Origin of the sequence: Pseudomonas cyclaminis, assembly GCF_015163715.1 — a bacterium.
GTDB classification, from domain to species: Bacteria; Pseudomonadota; Gammaproteobacteria; order Pseudomonadales; family Pseudomonadaceae; genus Aquipseudomonas; species Aquipseudomonas cyclaminis.
The window spans coordinates 1-16752 of sequence record NZ_JADDUM010000267.1 but is presented as its reverse complement, the minus strand read 5'-3'; the positions used below and the strand labels follow the sequence as shown (position 1 = coordinate 16752).

Annotated in this window: 19 protein-coding genes and 1 pseudogene; 4 read left to right on the top strand and 16 right to left on the bottom strand. The window is 61.6% G+C overall.

Features of this window, described 5'->3' with window-relative positions; translation table 11 throughout:
* Positions 1-16: 16 nt before the first annotated feature.
* The 12 genes from lipA to IQK56_RS27640 all read right to left on the bottom strand — a co-directional run bounded on the left by lipA (position 17) and on the right by IQK56_RS27640 (position 11418).
* Positions 17-1018, bottom strand: coding sequence for a lipoyl synthase (lipA, locus tag IQK56_RS27695; RefSeq protein ID WP_163003191.1), 1002 nt, complete (start codon positions 1016-1018; stop codon positions 17-19).
* Between the two features lie 26 nt (positions 1019-1044).
* Positions 1045-1692: a lipoyl(octanoyl) transferase LipB gene (lipB, locus tag IQK56_RS27690; protein WP_122308034.1), complete on the bottom strand. Its 648-nt coding sequence runs from the start codon at positions 1690-1692 to the stop codon at positions 1045-1047.
* Positions 1692-1967, bottom strand: coding sequence for a DUF493 domain-containing protein (locus tag IQK56_RS27685; protein WP_150676953.1), 276 nt, complete (start codon positions 1965-1967; stop codon positions 1692-1694). The genes lipB and IQK56_RS27685 overlap by 1 nt, the downstream gene beginning before the upstream one ends.
* Positions 1968-2051: 84 nt before the next feature.
* On the bottom strand, positions 2052-3209 hold the full coding sequence (locus IQK56_RS27680; protein ID WP_099584672.1) for a D-alanyl-D-alanine carboxypeptidase family protein: 1158 nt from the start codon (positions 3207-3209) through the stop codon (positions 2052-2054).
* A 180-nt stretch (positions 3210-3389) separates the two neighbouring features.
* Complete coding sequence (locus IQK56_RS27675; RefSeq protein WP_193861734.1) at positions 3390-4391, bottom strand: septal ring lytic transglycosylase RlpA family protein; 1002 nt, start codon at positions 4389-4391, stop codon at positions 3390-3392.
* Positions 4391-5401, bottom strand: coding sequence for a lytic murein transglycosylase B (mltB, locus tag IQK56_RS27670; protein ID WP_032884595.1), 1011 nt, complete (start codon positions 5399-5401; stop codon positions 4391-4393). Before mltB ends, IQK56_RS27675 begins: the two co-directional genes overlap by 1 nt.
* A gap of 17 nt (positions 5402-5418) precedes the next feature.
* Complete coding sequence (gene rodA / locus IQK56_RS27665) at positions 5419-6522, bottom strand: rod shape-determining protein RodA (protein ID WP_174244894.1); 1104 nt, start codon at positions 6520-6522, stop codon at positions 5419-5421.
* Between the two features lie 31 nt (positions 6523-6553).
* Positions 6554-8452 carry a penicillin-binding protein 2 gene (gene mrdA, locus IQK56_RS27660; RefSeq protein ID WP_150761896.1) on the bottom strand — a complete coding sequence of 633 codons (1899 nt, stop codon included), beginning with the start codon at positions 8450-8452 and terminating at the stop codon, positions 6554-6556.
* Positions 8453-8467: 15 nt separating this feature from the next.
* The gene (gene rlmH / locus IQK56_RS27655; protein ID WP_003176297.1) at positions 8468-8935 is read right to left on the bottom strand and encodes a 23S rRNA (pseudouridine(1915)-N(3))-methyltransferase RlmH; all 468 of its coding nucleotides are present in this window, start codon (positions 8933-8935) and stop codon (positions 8468-8470) included.
* 9 nt (positions 8936-8944) lie between these two features.
* Complete coding sequence (rsfS, locus tag IQK56_RS27650; protein WP_003176298.1) at positions 8945-9439, bottom strand: ribosome silencing factor; 495 nt, start codon at positions 9437-9439, stop codon at positions 8945-8947.
* Between the two features lie 69 nt (positions 9440-9508).
* Positions 9509-10153: a nicotinate-nucleotide adenylyltransferase gene (gene nadD / locus IQK56_RS27645; protein WP_122308038.1), complete on the bottom strand. Its 645-nt coding sequence runs from the start codon at positions 10151-10153 to the stop codon at positions 9509-9511.
* Positions 10153-11418 carry a glutamate-5-semialdehyde dehydrogenase gene (locus IQK56_RS27640; RefSeq protein ID WP_193861735.1) on the bottom strand — a complete coding sequence of 422 codons (1266 nt, stop codon included), beginning with the start codon at positions 11416-11418 and terminating at the stop codon, positions 10153-10155. Before IQK56_RS27640 ends, nadD begins: the two co-directional genes overlap by 1 nt.
* A gap of 174 nt (positions 11419-11592) precedes the next feature.
* Here IQK56_RS27640 and IQK56_RS27635 point away from each other — a divergent pair, with 174 nt between their 5' ends.
* Positions 11593-12276, top strand: a complete 684-nt coding sequence (locus IQK56_RS27635; RefSeq protein WP_150676971.1) for a DNA-3-methyladenine glycosylase — start codon at positions 11593-11595, stop codon at positions 12274-12276.
* Positions 12277-12302: 26 nt separating this feature from the next.
* Positions 12303-13618 (top strand): annotated as a pseudogene (locus IQK56_RS27630) (bifunctional DedA family/phosphatase PAP2 family protein).
* Here the strand turns inward: IQK56_RS27630 and IQK56_RS27625 are convergent.
* From IQK56_RS27625 to IQK56_RS27610, 4 genes are all read right to left on the bottom strand, one after another.
* Positions 13612-13827: a hypothetical protein gene (locus tag IQK56_RS27625; RefSeq protein WP_122308056.1), complete on the bottom strand. Its 216-nt coding sequence runs from the start codon at positions 13825-13827 to the stop codon at positions 13612-13614. The pseudogene IQK56_RS27630 and the gene IQK56_RS27625 overlap by 7 nt on opposite strands.
* A 100-nt stretch (positions 13828-13927) precedes the next feature.
* On the bottom strand, positions 13928-14518 hold the full coding sequence (locus tag IQK56_RS27620; protein WP_122308041.1) for an LON peptidase substrate-binding domain-containing protein: 591 nt from the start codon (positions 14516-14518) through the stop codon (positions 13928-13930).
* 21 nt (positions 14519-14539) lie between these two features.
* Positions 14540-15256, bottom strand: coding sequence for an LrgB family protein (locus tag IQK56_RS27615; protein WP_017735619.1), 717 nt, complete (start codon positions 15254-15256; stop codon positions 14540-14542).
* A complete protein-coding gene (locus IQK56_RS27610; protein WP_032884588.1) occupies positions 15253-15606 on the bottom strand; it encodes a CidA/LrgA family protein in 354 nt (117 codons plus the stop codon). Before IQK56_RS27610 ends, IQK56_RS27615 begins: the two co-directional genes overlap by 4 nt.
* Positions 15607-15771: 165 nt before the next feature.
* Here IQK56_RS27610 and IQK56_RS27605 point away from each other — a divergent pair, with 165 nt between their 5' ends.
* Positions 15772-16227, top strand: coding sequence for a MaoC family dehydratase (locus tag IQK56_RS27605; RefSeq protein ID WP_003194496.1), 456 nt, complete (start codon positions 15772-15774; stop codon positions 16225-16227).
* A 105-nt stretch (positions 16228-16332) separates the two neighbouring features.
* Positions 16333-16752, top strand: a 420-nt coding sequence (locus tag IQK56_RS27600) for an MORN repeat-containing protein (RefSeq protein WP_482827733.1), incomplete at its 3' end; no start/stop codon positions are given.

Sequence of the window (16752 nt, the reverse complement as noted above, 5' to 3'; positions counted from 1 at the left end):
CCCTCCCACATCTGTATTACGAGACCAGGCTCGCCTTGACCAGCTTGGCCTGCTCATCAGCGTGGTACGAGGAACGTACCAGCGGGCCGGAGGCGACGTTCTTGAAGCCCATCTTGTAGCCTTCCTCCGCGAACCAAGCGAAGACGTCCGGGTGCACGAAACGCTGTACCGGCAAGTGGCTGCGCGACGGTTGCAGGTACTGGCCCAGGGTCAGCATGTCGATGTCGTGTTCGCGCATGCGCTTCATGACTTCGATGACTTCTTCGTCGGTTTCGCCCAGGCCCAGCATCAGGCCGGATTTGGTCGGGATGTGCGGCATCATCTGCTTGAATTTCTGCAGCAGGGTCAGCGACCACTGGTAGTCCGAACCTGGACGCGCAGCCTTGTACAGGCGTGGCACGGTTTCCAGGTTGTGGTTGAACACATCCGGTGGCTCGGCGGCGGTGATTTCCAGCGCCACGTCCATCCGGCCACGGTAGTCCGGAACCAGGGTTTCGAGCATCACGTTCGGCGACAGTTTGCGGATTTCGCGGATGCAGTCGGCAAAGTGCTGGGCGCCGCCGTCACGCAGGTCGTCGCGGTCTACCGAGGTGATCACGACATATTTGAGTTTCAGGTCGGCGATGGCGATGGCCAGGCTTTCCGGCTCGTTGACGTCCAGTGGCTTCGGACGGCCGTGGCCGACGTCGCAGAACGGGCAACGACGGGTGCAGATGTCACCCATGATCATGAAGGTAGCGGTGCCACCAGAGAAGCACTCACCCAGGTTCGGGCAGGACGCTTCTTCGCACACGCTGTGCAGCTTGTGTTTGCGCAGCAGGGCCTTAATACGGTCGACTTCCGGCGAAACCGGGATGCGCACGCGAATCCAGTCGGGTTTCTTCGGCAGTTCGGTGGTCGGAATGATCTTCACCGGGATGCGTGCAACCTTCTCGGCGCCGCGCAGCTTGACGCCGGCTTCCACCTTGGCACGCGGGGCCGGGGCCGGACGCTCGGTAATGTCCAGCGTCGGGATCATGGTTTGCACTGCATCAGTAGTCATAATCAGTCGATTCCGCCCGTAAGGGTCGTCTGCTCAGCATAGTCGAGGTGTTTGACGAGCTGCGCGCGCAGCCGGGCACTTACCTCGGCAAATTTAATCGGTGTGGCGTGTTCGCTCAGTTGGGTCATCGCCAACCCGGCATAGCCGCACGGGTTGATCCGCCGAAACGGCGCCAGGTCCATGTCCACGTTCAAGGCCAGGCCATGAAAGGAACATCCGTGACGAATCCGCAGCCCCAGGGAGGCGATTTTCGCGCCGTCCACATACACGCCAGGAGCATCAGGCTTGGCCGCAGCGGTCACGCCATAACTGGCCAGCAGCTCGATCAGGCAAGCCTCTATACGGCTGACCAGATCGCGCACGCCAAATCCCAGCTTGCGCACATCCAGCAATAGATAAGCGACCAGTTGACCGGGCCCATGGTAAGTCACTTGGCCACCTCGGTCGACCTGCACCACCGGAATATCTCCCGGCAGCAGCAAATGCTCGGCCTTGCCGGCCTGGCCCTGGGTGAACACCGGCGGGTGCTCCACCAGCCAGACCTCATCGGGGGCCGAGGTGCCGCGCTCATTGGTGAACCGCTGCATGGCGTGCCAGACAGGCTCGTAGGCCATCTGGCCGAGCTCGCGAAAGCCCAGGACCTGTGGCATCACAGCACCATGTGCACGAAGCCGGTGGCCCGCAGTTCACTGTTGATGTTGTAGAGCTGGTCCTGATCCGTGGCAACGATGTGCAACTGGATCGTGGTGTATTTGCCGGTGGAGCTTTGGCGCTCATCCACGCGGTTGTCGTTGATCGTCGCGTACTTGGCAACGATCTCGATAATTTTGTCCTTGCGGCCCACACCCGTGTCGCTGATCACCTTGATCGGGTAATCGATCACCGGGAATTCGATCTTGGGTGCCTTTACTTCGGTATCGGTCATGGCGTAACGGCCTCGTAAGCGGTAAGCCGTGGCGACAGCAAAGCCCCGCGTCGGATCAACGCGGGGCTTTGCAGGTGCACACAATCAGTTGAACAAGCCGTAGAAGAATAGACGGATGCTATCCCACACGCGGCGGAAGATACCACCTTCGTCGACAGCGTCCAGCGCGATCAGGTCGGCGCTGTGCACCACCTTGTCGTCCAGTTTCACTTCGACTTTACCGATCACGTCACCCTTGGCGATTGGAGCAACCAATTGCGGGTTCATGGTCATGCTGGCAGCGAGCTTTTTCAGCTGGCCTTTAGGCATGGTCAGGGTCAGGTCTTCAGCCAGGCCGGCCTTGACCTGGGAAGTCGCGCCCTTCCAGACCGGCGCGGTCGCCAGTTCAGCACCCTTCTGGTAGAAGGTCTGGGTTTCGAAGAAGCGGAAACCGTAGGTCAGCAGTTTTTGCGTCTCGGCCGCACGGGCCTGCTCACTGTTGGTACCGAACACGACGGCGATCAGGCGCTGGCCATCACGTACGGCGGACGACACCATGCAGTAGCCGGCTTCGTCGGTGTGGCCGGTTTTCAGGCCATCGACGGTCTTGTCGCGCCACAGCAGCAGGTTGCGGTTAGGCTGCTTGATGTTGTTCCAGAAGAATTCCTTCTGGGAGTAGATCGCGTAGTGCACCGGGTCGACACGAATGATCGCGCGCGCCAGGATCGCCATGTCGTGAGCCGACGAGTAGTGCTCCGGGTTCGGCAGGCCGGTCGGGTTCATGAAGTGGCTGTTGGTCATGCCCAGGTCGGCCACGGTTTTGTTCATCATGTCGGCGAACGCGTCTTCGCTGCCGGCGATGTGCTCGGCCAAGGCTACGCTGGCGTCGTTACCGGACTGGATGATGATGCCGTGCAGCAGGTCGCTCACGGTGACTTGCGAGCCCACCTTGATGAACATGCGCGAGCCGCCGGTACGCCAGGCGTTTTCGCTGACGGTCACCGGGTCGTTCTCACCGATCTGGCCGCGACGGATTTCCAGGGTCGCGATATAGGCGGTCATCAACTTGGTCAGGCTGGCCGGTGGCAGGCGTTGGTCACCGTTGCTCTCGACCAGCACGTTGCCGCTGGCAGCGTCCATCAGGACCCAGGCCTTGGCGGCCAGTTGCGGTGAAGCCGGCACCATTTCAACCGCCCAGGCGGCCGGGGTGATGATCAGCGAGATAAGCAGGCACGTGCGTTTGGCTAAGGTGGTGATGTTCATCCGTCTCTCGAAATTGCTTATGGAAACTTGCCCTCGCGGGCAAAACTTATTCAGACAGCCCGCTACCAGACTGTCACGTGTTCGGTTGCCCGCTCACCCCTTGCCCCTGGGTTTTTATTGTTCAACGAGCCAACAACCACGGCCCACACCCGCGTACGGGCCTGAGCCATCAATCCTTTGTTACTCGGCGGTGACCACGCTGGGTTGTCCCAGGTTGGCCAGGCGCACGCTGTTCTGTACTTGCGCCACTTCGCTCGGGGAGCCGATCGGGCCCATGCGCACGCGGTGCAGGGTCTGCTGGTTACGCACGATGGAGCTGATAAAGACCGGTGCGTTGACCATGCCGCTGAGCTTGGACCTTAACAGTTCTGCCGCATCCGGGTTGGCGAAAGCGCCCACCTGCAGGTATTGCCCGCCGACGACCGAGGCGCCTGGCGCTGCATGGGGCACGACCACCGTGTCCGGCGCGTGCTGCTGCGGGGGCGGTGTCCACTGTTCGATCTTGCCGGTGGAAGCCGTCACTTGCGGCTGTGCACTCTGCGGCTCGTTGAGCATCAACGGCGCAGGCTTGCCACGTTGGGCCCAGTATTGCGCGGGGTCGATGCCTTCGACCTTGACCCGTGCGGTGCCGGTTTCGGCATAGCCGAGCTTTTTCGCGGCCGCGTAGGACAAGTCGATGATGCGGTCCGAATAGAACGGCCCACGGTCGTTGACCCGCAGGATCACCGTGCGATTGTTGTCCAGGTTGGTCACCCGTACATAGCTGGGCAGCGGCAAGGTTTTATGCGCTGCGCTCATGCCATACAGGTCATAGACCTCGCCGTTGGCCGTGTTCTGGCCATGGAACTTGGTGCCGTACCAGGACGCCGTGCCCGATTGCACGTAGGTCTTGGATTCCTGTAGCGGAAAGTAGGATTTACCCAGCACGGTGTAGGGGTTGGCCTTGTACGGGCCGGTGTGCAGGGTGGGTGTGGCGTCCGGGATTTTCGACACGTCGACATCCCACCACGGCGCGCCGTCTTTGTGGGCGCGGTTGATGTCCAGGCCCGGCTGGGAACGCACGGCGGTGCCGCCGGGCTTCTGGGTTGCCGGGCCACGGCTGGTGGAACAACTGACGACCAGCAGGGACAACGCGGCGAACGCCACCAGCTTGAGCGGTTGATTGAACGGCGATGCCCGCATTACTTGTTGCCCCGTGCTTGGACCAGCATGTCTGACAGCTGATGCACGGCCATGGCGTACATCACACTGCGGTTATAACGCGTGATTGCGTAGAAATTCTTCAGGCCCATCCAGTATTCAGGGCCATTTTCGCCTTCCAGGCGGAACGCCGTGACCGGCATGTCATCGCGTGGCGCATTCTGACTCGACCAGCCCAGCGCCCGCAACTCCCCGACCGTCTTGGCGGGCTCGATGCCCTGGGTGAGGCCTTCATCGGCACGCTCCCCGCTGACATCGGCGCGGATCACCACCGGCTCGCCACCCACCCAGCCGTGGCGCTTGAAGTAGCTGGCCACGCTGCCGATGGCGTCGTCGGGATTGCTCCAGATATTGATGTGGCCGTCGCCGTCGAAATCCACGGCGTAGGCGCGGAAGCTGCTCGGCATGAACTGCGGCAAGCCCATCGCCCCGGCGTAGGAGCCCTTGAGGGTCAGCGGATCGACCTGCTCTTCACGGGCCAGCAGCAGGAATTCGCGCAGTTCCTTGCGGAAGAAGTCGGCGCGGGGCGGGTAATCGAAGCCCAGGGTCGACAAGGCGTCGATCACCCGGTAGCTGCCGGTATTACGCCCGTAAAAGGTTTCAATGCCGATGATCGCGACAATCACCTGGGCCGGCACGCCATATTCCTGCTCGGCGCGGGCCAGCACGGCTTCATGCTGGCGCCAGAAATCCACACCACGTGCCACGCGGGCGTCGGTGAGGAACATCGGGCGATATTCCTTCCACTGCTTCACACGTTCGGCGGGGCGGGAGATGGCGTCGAGGATCGCCTGCTTTTTCTGGGCTTCGCGGAACACGCCCATCAGTTGTTCACCGGCGAAACCGTAGTCGCGGGTCATCTCACCGACAAATTCGGCGACCTGGGGTGAACCATCGTAGTCACCGGCCTGCGCCTCTTGCGTTGCGCCCAGCAGCCCGATCAGGCCCATCCAGGACGCATGCCGAGTCGCCCAGCCGCGCATTACTTGCATTGACATCTTCACCTTATTCAAACCTGTGCGATCCACTTGCGATGCGTATGAATCGACATCAAAACCCCAAACGCTGACAGCAATGTCACCAGCGAAGTTCCGCCGTAGCTAATGAACGGCAACGGCACCCCAACCACCGGCAGCAGGCCACTGACCATACCGATGTTGACGAAAACGTAAACAAAAAAAGTCATGGTCAAGGCGCCTGCGAGCAATTTGCCGAACAGCGTCTGCGCCTGTGCGGTGATCACCAGGCCACGCCCGATCAGCAGCAAATAGATCAGCAACAGCGCGCAGATGCCCACCAGGCCGAACTCTTCGCCCATCACCGCAATAATGAAGTCGGTGTGGCTCTCTGGCAAAAAGTCCAAGTGCGATTGGGTGCCCAGCAACCAACCCTTGCCAAACACGCCGCCGGAACCGATGGCGGCCTTGGACTGGATGATGTTCCAGCCGGTGCCGAGCGGATCGCTTTCCGGGTCGAGAAACGTGAGGATCCGTTGCTTCTGGTAATCGTGCATAAAGAAGAACCACATCGCCACCGCCACCGGCACGGCCGCGGCCAGCACGCTGAGGATCCAGCGCCAGCGCAGCCCGCCCATGAACAGCACGAACGCACCGCCGGCGAGGATCAGCAGCGAGGTGCCGAGGTCCGGCTGGCGCACGATCAGGATGAACGGTATGCCGATCAGGATCAGGCTGATGCCCACGTGTTTAAGCTGCGGCGGCAAAGTGCGCTTGGACAGGTACCAGGCGATAGTGGCCGGCATCAGGATCTTCATGAATTCCGACGGCTGGAAGCGAATCACCCCCGGAATGTTGATCCAGCGGGTCGCGCCCATGGCGTTGTGGCCCATCACGTCCACCACCACCAGCAGCAATACCCCGGCGACGTAGCCGAGCGGCACCCAACGCGCCATGAAACGCGGCTCCAGTTGGGCGATCACCACCATGGACAGCAGGCCCAGGCCAAACGACGACGCCTGCTTGATCAGCAAGTCCCAGTTCTTGCCGCTGGCCGAATACAGCACGAACAGGCTGCCGGCGGCCAGGGTCAGCAGCAGGATCAGCAACGGGCCATCAATGTGCATGCGCTGCAGCAACGTCGCACGGCGACGCATCACATCCTCGCTGGAGAGGATGCGGTCAAAATTACTCTTCACTGGCCGTAACCTCGGTGTTTGAAGGGGGGCCGCCATATTCAGGCTTGAGCCTGCCATCGTCGGCCAGCAACCAGGCGTCCATCACCTGGCGCACCACCGGCGCTGCAACACCGGAGCCGGACTCGCCGTTCTCTACCATCACGGCCACGACGATTTTCGGGTCGTCTGCCGGGGCAAAGCCGACAAACAAGGCGTGGTCGCGGTGGCGTTCCTGGACCTTGGTGCGGTCGTATTTCTCGCCCTGCTTGATCGCGACCACCTGGGCCGTACCGCTCTTGCCGGCAATGCGGTACTGCGCGCCGACGGCGGCCTTGCGTGCGGTGCCACGGGCACCGTGCATCACCTGCTGCATGCCATGGTTGACCTTGGTCCAATCCGACGCGTCGCGCAGCACGATGTCCGGGATAGGGTTGTCGTCCACCGGCTTCTCGCCTTCGATGGTCTTGGCCAGGTGCGGACGGTTCCAGATGCCTTTGTTGGCCACCAGCGCCGTGGCCTGGGCCAACTGCAAAGGCGTGGCCTGCATATAGCCCTGGCCGATACCGAGGATCAGGGTTTCACCCGGGAACCACGCCTGACGACGGGTCGCACGCTTCCACTCCCGCGATGGCATCAGGCCAGGAGATTCTTCGAACATATCCAGGGAAACTTTCTGACCCAGACCGAACTTGCCCATATAGTCAGACAAGCGGTCGATCCCCAGCTTGTGGGCCAGGTCGTAGAAATAGGTGTCGTTGGACCGCATGATCGCGGTGTCCAGGTCGACATAGCCGTCACCGGTGCGGTTCCAGTTACGGTATTTGTGATCGTAGTTGGGCAGCATGTAGTAGCCCGGGTCGAACACGCGGCTGGAGGCCGTGACCACACCCGCGTCCAGGCCCGCAATCGCTACCGCGGGCTTGATGGTCGAACCAGGCGGGTACAGGCCGCGCAGTACGCGGTTGAACAGCGGTCGGTCGATGGAGTCACGCAACTCGGCATAGGCCTTGAAGCTGATCCCGGTGACAAACAGGTTCGGGTCGAAACTCGGCTGGCTGACCATGGCCAGCACTTCGCCGGTTTTCGGGTCCAGAGCCACCACGGCGCCGCGCCGCCCGCCCAATGCCATCTCCGCCGCTTCCTGCAGCTTGATGTCCAGGCTCAGCACAATGTCCTTGCCGGGAATCGGGTCGGTGCGCTTGAGCACACGCAACACGCGGCCACGGGCGTTGGTCTCGACCTCTTCGTAACCCACCTGGCCGTGCAGTTCCGGTTCATAGAAACGCTCGATGCCGGTCTTGCCGATATGGTGGGTGCCGCTGTAGTTGACCGGGTCGAGGCTCTTGAGCTCTTTCTCGTTGATCCGCCCCATGTAGCCGACCGAATGCGCAAAGTGCGCACCCTGTGGGTAATGACGCACCAACTGCGCCACCACTTCCACACCCGGCAAACGGAACTGGTTCACCGCGATACGGGCGATCTGCTCTTCGGTCAGTTCGAACAGGATCGGCACCGGCTCGAATGGCCGGCGTCCCTGCCTCATGCGTTTTTCGAAGATCACCCGGTCTTCCGGCGTCAACTGCAAGACTTCGACGATGACATCGAGGACTTGCTGCCAGTCACCGGAACGCTCGCGGGTCATGCTCAGGCTGAAGCTGGGCCGGTTATCCGCGACCACCACGCCATTGCGGTCGAAAATCAGCCCACGGGTCGGCGGAATCGGCTGCACATGCACCCGGTTGTTTTCCGACAACGTGGAGTGATATTCGTACTGGATCACCTGCAGGAAATACAGGCGGGCGATCAGCACACACATCAGCCCGACGACCAGAATCGCACCAAACACGACCCGAGCGCGTACAAGACGTGCGTCTTTCTCGTGGTCCTTGATGCGGATCGGCTGGGTCATCGGGAGGGGCGCAGATTATTTGTGGTAAGGGTGCCCGGACAGGACTGTCCAGGCGCGATACAGCTGTTCACCGATCAGAATCCTTACCAACGGGTGCGGCAATGTCAGCGCCGACAGCGACCAGCGCTGGTCCGCCCGCGCACAGACTTCCGGCGCCAGCCCTTCCGGACCACCGACCATGAAGTTGACGGTGCGCGAGTCCAGGCGCCAGCGATCCAGTTCCACCGCCAGTTGCTCGGTGCTCCAGGGTTTGCCGTGCACTTCGAGGGTGACGATGCGCTCATTGGGGCCGACCTTGGCCAACATGGCTTCGCCTTCCTGTCGGATAAAGCGCGCCACGTCGGCATTCTTGCCCCGGGTGTTGAGCGGTATTTCCACCAGTTCCAGCGACAGCTCAGCGGGCAGACGCTTGGCATACTCGTGCCAGCCTTCTTCCACCCACTTGGGCATGCGTGAACCGACAGCGATCAGACGCAGGCGCACAGCCGTTCCTTATTCCTGGTCTTTGTTGAGCTTGTCGAAGTGCGCGTGGCCCACTTCCGGGCTGTGGTGCTTGCCATCAGCGGCACGGCTCTGTTCGGCGCCTTTCCACAGACGCTCCAGGTCGTAGAACTGACGGGCGTTGGAGGTCATCATGTGAACGATCACGTCGTCCATGTCCAGCAGCACCCAGTCGCTGTCGCCCTTGCCTTCTTCACCCAGTGGCTTGACGCCCTGGGCTTTGACGGCTTCGCGAACCTTGTCCAGCATCGCGCCGATCTGGCGGTTGGAGGTACCGGTGGCGATGATCATGAAGTCGGTGATGCTCTGCTTGTCGCGCACGTCCAGGACCTGGATGTCCTGAGCCTTCACGTCTTCCAGGGCGGCAACGGCGACTTTTACCAGCTCTTCGCCAGCCAGTTCCGGGCCAACGTGGGCTTCAACCGGCAGCGGGGCGCTTTTGAACGTGCCTTTGCGTTTTACTTTGCTTACGTCTTTGTTCGTCATAAAAAACTCGTTTTGCTCGTATGTTCGGGCGCTCGCTGCACGACTGTTCGTGCGTTCAAGCGCGCCTTTTCAGTTCGACGCACGGTAAAGCCCGTGCGCATCGATGTAGGCCAGGACCGCGTCAGGCACCAGGAAACGTACCGACTTCCCGCTGGCCAGCAGTTGACGGATCTGGGTGGCGGACACCGCAAGCGGGGTCTGCCAGACGAATGCAATATTCCCGTTCGGCCCGGTCAGGGCCAAGGGGTCACTTACCGACCGCGCGGCCAGCAGGTTGCGCAAGGCATCCGGCGGTTCGCTGTCGGCATCCGGGCGTTGCAAAACCAGGATGTGGCAATGCTGGAGGAGTTCCTCCCAGCGGTGCCAAGAGGGCAGGCCGCAAAATGCGTCCCAGCCCAAAAGCAGAAACAACTGGTCATCTGCGGCCAACTCGGCGCGCATCAGCTCCAGGGTGTCGACAGTGTAGGACGGTTTATCGCGTTTGAGTTCGCGGTCGTCCACCACCAGCGGCGGTACGCCCTCTACCGCCAGGCGCACCATTTCCAGACGTTGTTGCGGTGACACCTGCGGCGTGTCGCGATGGGGCGGCCGTGCGTTGGGCATCACGCGCAGCTCATCCAGCGAGAGGGCATCCGCGACTTCCAGGGCGCTGCGCAAATGGCCGATGTGCACGGGGTCGAAAGTACCGCCGAGCAGCCCGATGCGTTTAGCCATCAAGTGCGCACATGACCGTCGCCGAACACCACGTACTTCTCGCTGGTCAACCCTTCCAGGCCAACCGGGCCGCGTGCATGGAGCTTGTCGGTGGAGATGCCGATCTCCGCGCCCAGGCCGTACTCGAAGCCGTCGGCAAAACGCGTCGAGGCGTTGATCATCACCGAAGCGGAATCCACTTCGTTGAGGAAACGCCGTGCATCGCTGAAATGCTCGGAGACAATGGCGTCAGTGTGCTTGGAGCCGTATTGATTGATGTGTTCAATGGCCTCGTCCAGGTCATCGACAATCTTGATCGACAGGATCGGCGCCGTATATTCGGTGTACCAGTCCAGCTCGGTCGCTTCCATCACGTCCGCGCCCAGCAGTGCACGGGTACGCTCGCAACCGCGCAGCTCCACACCCTTGTCGCGGTAGATGGCAGCCAGCGGCGGCAGCACGCGATCGGCAATACCCACGTGCACCAGCAGGGTTTCCATGGTGTTGCACGGGGCGTAACGGTGGGTCTTGGCGTTGTCGGCGATGCGGATGGCCTTGTCGATATCGGCAGCGATGTCGATGAACACGTGGCACACGCCGTCCAGGTGTTTGATCACCGGCACCTTGGCATCACGGCTGACACGCTCGATCAGGCTCTTGCCACCGCGTGGCACGATCACGTCGACGAATTCCGGCATGGTGATCAGCGCACCCACAGCGGCGCGGTCGGTGGTTTCCACCACTTGCACGACTTCGGCGGGCAGCTCGGCCACGGCCAGGCCTTGCTGGATGCATGTCGCGATGGCGCGGTTGGAATTGATTGCCTCGGAACCGCCACGCAGGATGGTGGCATTGCCGGACTTGAGGCACAGGCTCGCGGCGTCGATGGTCACGTTCGGGCGCGACTCATAGATGATGCCGATCACGCCCAGCGGCACGCGCATCTTGCCGACCTGGATGCCGGACGGCAGGTAACGCATATCGCGGATTTCACCGATGGGGTCAGGCAGCTTGGCCACCTGACGCAAGCCTTCGATCATGTCGTCGATACGTGCCGGGGTCAGCGCCAGGCGGTCCAGCAGGGCGGGCTCCAGGCCATTGGCGCGGCCGTTGGCCAGGTCCAGGTCGTTGGCGGCGGCGAGTTCGGAGCGCGAAGCATCCAGAGCATCGGCGGCAGCCAGCAGGGCACGGTTCTTCTGCGCGGTGCTCGCACGGGCGATCAACCGCGAGGCCTGACGGGCAGCGCGACCCAGGCGGGTCATGTAGTCAAGAACGGACTCAGTCATGGTCAGGGAGTCTTGGCAAAGAGGAAAGCGGCAGATTATAGCTGTGACGCCGCCCGACTGACAGCGGTGACGGGCGGATGGTCGAAATGAACTGTAAAAACCCGGGGTTCAGCGGTAATTAAGGTGGGAGTTGTTATGATTCCGACACATTTAGCCGTATTCCCCCTGACCGACATGCCCAGTTCATCCCCCCAACGCCCCGCCAGCGCCCTGCCCGACGGCTTTTTCGACCGGGACGCACAATTACTTGCGCGGGAATTACTCGGAAAAGTCATACGCCATCGCGTCGGCGAAATCTGGCTTTCGGCGCGAATTATTGAAACCGAAGCCTATTACGTGGCGGAAAAAGGCAGCCACGCCTCACTGGGCTACACAGAAAAGCGTAAGGCTTTGTTTCTGGATGGTGGCCATATCTACATGTATTACGCCCGTGGTGGCGATTCCTTGAACTTCAGCGCCCATGGGCCGGGCAATGCCGTGCTGATCAAATCGGCCTATCCGTGGGTCGATAACGTATCCGGCCCCGCAAGCCTGGCGCAGATGCTGCTCAACAACCCGAATGCCGACGGCAGCCCGCGCCCCACGCAGAAACTGTGTGCCGGCCAGACCCTGCTGTGCAAAGCCCTGGGCCTGAAAGTGCCGATGTGGGACGCCAAGCGCTTTGACGAGGAATTGCTCTACGTCGAAGACGTGGGCCAGACGCCGACGCAGATCATCCAGACCACCCGCCTGGGCATCCCCAACGGACGCGATGAACACCTGATGTACCGCTTTGTCGATGCTGGCTATGCGCCGTATTGCACACGGAACCCGCTGCGCCGAGGCCAGGTCGAAGGCCGAGATTATTTTTTGATTTGAATTTTGTGGTGATGGAGTGACGTTTTATGGGCCCATGGCTCGATAGCATTACCGGCTGGCTGACCGTCAACCCGCAATGGCTGGCGGTCGCGGTGTTTATCGTCGCGTGCGTGGAATGCCTGGCGATTGCCGGCTTGATCGTACCGGGCACGGTGCTGCTGTTCGCCATTGCCGCACTGGCCGGCAGCGGCGCGCTGTCGTTGAGTGAAACGCTGTTGCTGGGGTTTCTCGGCGGCTTGCTGGGCGATGGGGTTTCCTACTTCCTGGGCCGGCATTTCCACCAGAACATCCGCCGCCTGCCCGGCCTGCGCCACCACCCTGAATGGATGAATGGTGCCGAGACCTACTTTCACAAGTACGGCATCGCCAGCCTGCTGGTCGGACGTTTCATCGGCCCCTTGCGCCCGATGCTGCCGATGGTGGCCGGCATGTGTGACATGCCGTTCCCGCGCTTTGCCCTGGTGAGCATTCTTGCAGCCGCCGGCTGGACGGTGGCTTACTTGCTGCCGGGCTGGGCCACTGGCGCCGCGTTCCGCCTGCCGCTGCCGGAGGGCTTCTGGCCGGAGGCCGGAGTTGTCACGGCCTGCCTGGCGGTGCTGCTGGGACTGAGTTTGAACAGCAGCCTGCGCGGCCATCGTCGCGCCACCCTGTGGACAGGCTGCGCCAGTCTGATTCTTTTGCTTGCACTGTTTATCGGTTATCACCACCTCAACGATTTCGACCAGGGCCTGAGCGCACTGGTGCAGGAGCATCGCAGCGCCTGGCTGGATGAAGCCATGGTGATGGTCACCCAGCTGGTGAGTTCAAGAAGATGTTCGTCGCCAGCGCCGTGCTCACCGGCCTATTGTTACTGGCGCGACAATGGCGCCATGCGCTGTTTGTCGGCGCCACGCTGGCCGGGGCAGCCGTGATCAACACCGGGACCAAGTTGTTTTTCGCCCGTGGTCGCCCGGAAATCCTGACAGAACCGCTCACCAGCTTCAGCATGCCCAGTGGCCACGCCTCCGGCGCCTTTGCGTTTTTCCTGGCACTGGCGGTGCTGGCCGGGCGCGGCCAACCGACACGGCTGCGCCTGACCTGGATACTACTGGGCTGCATTCCCGCCGCGTTTATCGCCCTGTCCCGGGTATACCTGGGCGCTCATTGGCCCACCGACATCCTGGCCGGCACACTGCTGGCGATGACGGTGTGTGCGTTCAGCCTGACGGTCAGCCAATACCGCAGCCCGTTGCCGCCGATGCCGGCCAAAGCCTGGTGGCTGGTGCTACCGGCCGTGGTGGCGGTACTCGGGTTTATCGCCTTTACCGGCACGCCCCACGCACTGCTCAGGTACGCTTACTGACCCTTGGCGGGGCCAATCCAGTCGACGGGTGCGGCGCGGCGCTCGGTATAGCGCTCGCGCCGTTCCAAGAGCATTTCATCGGCGATCTCCGCGGCGCGCGTGGCGATAAACTCGGCGCCGCGCTTTTCATCCTTGCAGATCAGTTGCGTGGTGATGCTGACAAAAAAAGCGTCCCAAGTGGCCAGTTCCGATTGCGTTAGCCGAATCATTTCCATCCCCAGATCAAGGTGTGTGATCGGGGACTATTTCAGTCGGTCCTGAGGCGCGACGAAGGAAAAATCCGAGAGGCTGGCCAGTCAATTCCCAAATTCAGGTAAACAACTCACCCTGCAGCTCATCGAGCAGCATCTGGATTGCATCCAGCCGCTGTTGCGGATCGTCGAGTTGCAACAGGTCGATCTTGTCGGCGTCCGTGAACGGCAACAGATAAGCAAGCTGGTTGCCCAGGGCTTGCTGGCCCTCGGCGTGGGCGTCCATGTCCAGCGACGAGACCATCGGGTGCTCGGCCAGGGCCTGGAGCAACGCCAGCAGATCAGCGTCCTCTTCTTCCAGTGGCTGGTCCGGCTGCTCGTCCAGCCATTGCACCTCGGCCACCAGCAACTGATCTTTTTGCACACCTGTATCGAGCACGCGAAAGCGCCGCCCACCCTCTACCCGAATCCCCAGCAGGCCATTGTCCTGTTGCTTGAAGTCGCGAATCAGCGCTTCGCAGCCGATCAGCGCGTAGCCGTCGGGGGCCATGCCCACTTCCTTGCCATCAAGGATGCACACCACGCCGAAGCTTTCGCCCTTTTTCATGCAGCGGCTGATCATGTCCAGGTAGCGCGCCTCGAACAGTTGCAGGTCGAGGGTGCAGCCAGGGAACAGCACGGTATTGAGCGGGAACAGCGCCAGACTCATAAAGGTTTCCTTAAACCTGGTTTAAACAATCACTGACACAGCCAACGGCAGGAACACCGCCGTGGCCACGCCCATCAGACTCATGGCCAGCGCCGCAAAGGCGCCACACTCTTCGCTTTCCTGCAGGGCCACCGAGGTGCCGACGGCGTGGGCCGTCATGCCCAACGCCATACCGCGCGCCTCGGGGCTGTGCACGCCCAGGCGCGACAGCAGCGCCGGCCCCACCATCGCCCCCACGACGCCAGTGATCAGCACAAACACCGCCGCCAACGCCGCCACGCCGCCAATCTGTTCGGCCACCAGCATGGCAATCGGCGAGGTTACCGACTTGGGCGCCATGGTCATCAGCATCATGTGTTCAGCGCCGAACCACCAGCCCAGCAGCACGCACAAGCCGGTGGCCAAAACGCCGCCAATCACCAGCGTAGTAAAAATCGGCCAGAACAATTGGCGAATGCGCCGCAGATTGAGATAAAGCGGCACCGCCAGCGCCACCGTGGCAGGCCCCAGCAGAATGCCCATGATCTCGGTGCTCTTGCGGTACTCGGCGTAGCTCAGGCCGCAGGTGAGCAATACGCCGATCACCAGCAACATGGAGACCAGCACCGGTTGCAGGAAGATCCAGCGGGTTTTCTCGAACCCCGCGAGCACCAGCTGATAGGCGCCCAGGGTGATACCGATACCAAACAGCGGGTGATGAATGACGGCCGTCCACGCCCCATGCCAGTCGAAGATCATTGATCCTTCTCCTTGCGCTTGACCATCTGCTGCATCAGCACGCCGACAAAAGCCATGGCGATCACCAGTGACAACACCAGCGCGCCGACAATGGCCCAGAAATCCGCCGCGATGTCCTTGGCGTAGACCATCACCCCGACTGCCGGCGGCACCAGCAGCAATGGCAGATACCGCAGCAGGCTGCCAGCCGCGAGGCTCAGGGGCTCGCCCACCTCGCCACGCCAGATCAGGAAACCCAGCATCAGCAACAGACCAATGATCGGCCCCGGCAGTACCGGCAGCAGCAAATGATTGATCGCCGTGCCAATCAACTGAAACAGCACCAGCCATGTCAGACCACGTAACAGCATCCGTCCTCTCCCCCCTCTGAACCCGCCCGCATTATAAGCATGCCGGCCCTATGCATCGGCATTCGCCAAAAGCATGGTGGGTTGACCGGGCTGGTTGCCCATGATGATCTACATTGGTTCTCTGTAATCCATAAAAACTGCATCGATGAACCAAGGAGAGACGCAATGCCCTATGTACCTGTAGCGCAGCTCAAAGATTATGTCGGCAAGGAACTGGGACGTTCCGAATGGCTCACCATCGACCAGGCACGTATCAACCTGTTCGCAGAGGCCACTGGCGATCATCAGTTCATCCACGTCGACCCGGTCAAGGCGGCGCAAACGCCATTCGGCAGTACCATTGCCCACGGCTTCCTGTCGCTGTCGCTGATGCCCAAGTTGATGGAAGACATCCTGATCATGCCCGAAGGCCTGAAGATGGCGGTCAACTATGGCCTGGACAGCGTGCGTTTTATCCAGCCGGTGAAGGTCAATTCCAAGGTGCGCCTGAACGTCACCCTCACTGACGTCACCGAGAAAAAACCCGGCCAATGGCTGTTCAAGGCCACCGCCACGCTGGAAATCGAAGGCCAGGAAAAACCGGCGTACATCGCTGAGTCGCTGTCACTCTGCTTCGTATAAGCGCTTCCCTGTGGTGAGGGACTGAAACTCACCACAGGGGATGTAAATTTATGTATGAACCTCGCAGCTGCGGCATACTCGGCGCTCAATTATCCGGATCCCGCTATGCGCCCACTCGCCCCCCTTGCCCTTGCCCTGTTGCTCACCGCTTGCGGAGACGGCGAATCGCTGTTGCCGCCCGATGCGCGCCTGCCCGACGGCGGCCGCTACCGGGGTGATGTGGTCAACGGTTTGCTGCAAGGCCAGGGCCGTGTGGACTACCCCAACGGCAGTTGGTACGCCGGCGCGTTCGACAAGGGCCAGTGGCACGGCCAGGGCGAATGGCACGGCAGCAACGGCGAAGTCTATAAGGGCCAGTTCCAGCAAGGCCTGTTCGACGGCCAGGGCAGCCTGACCACCGCAGCCAGCCAGTATGTCGGCGGTTTCCGCAACGGTCGGCGCAACGGCGAAGGCACCCTCAAAGAGGGGCAGATGACCTACCGTGGCGAATTCAAAGACGATCAGTATTCCGGCCTCGGCCGCCTG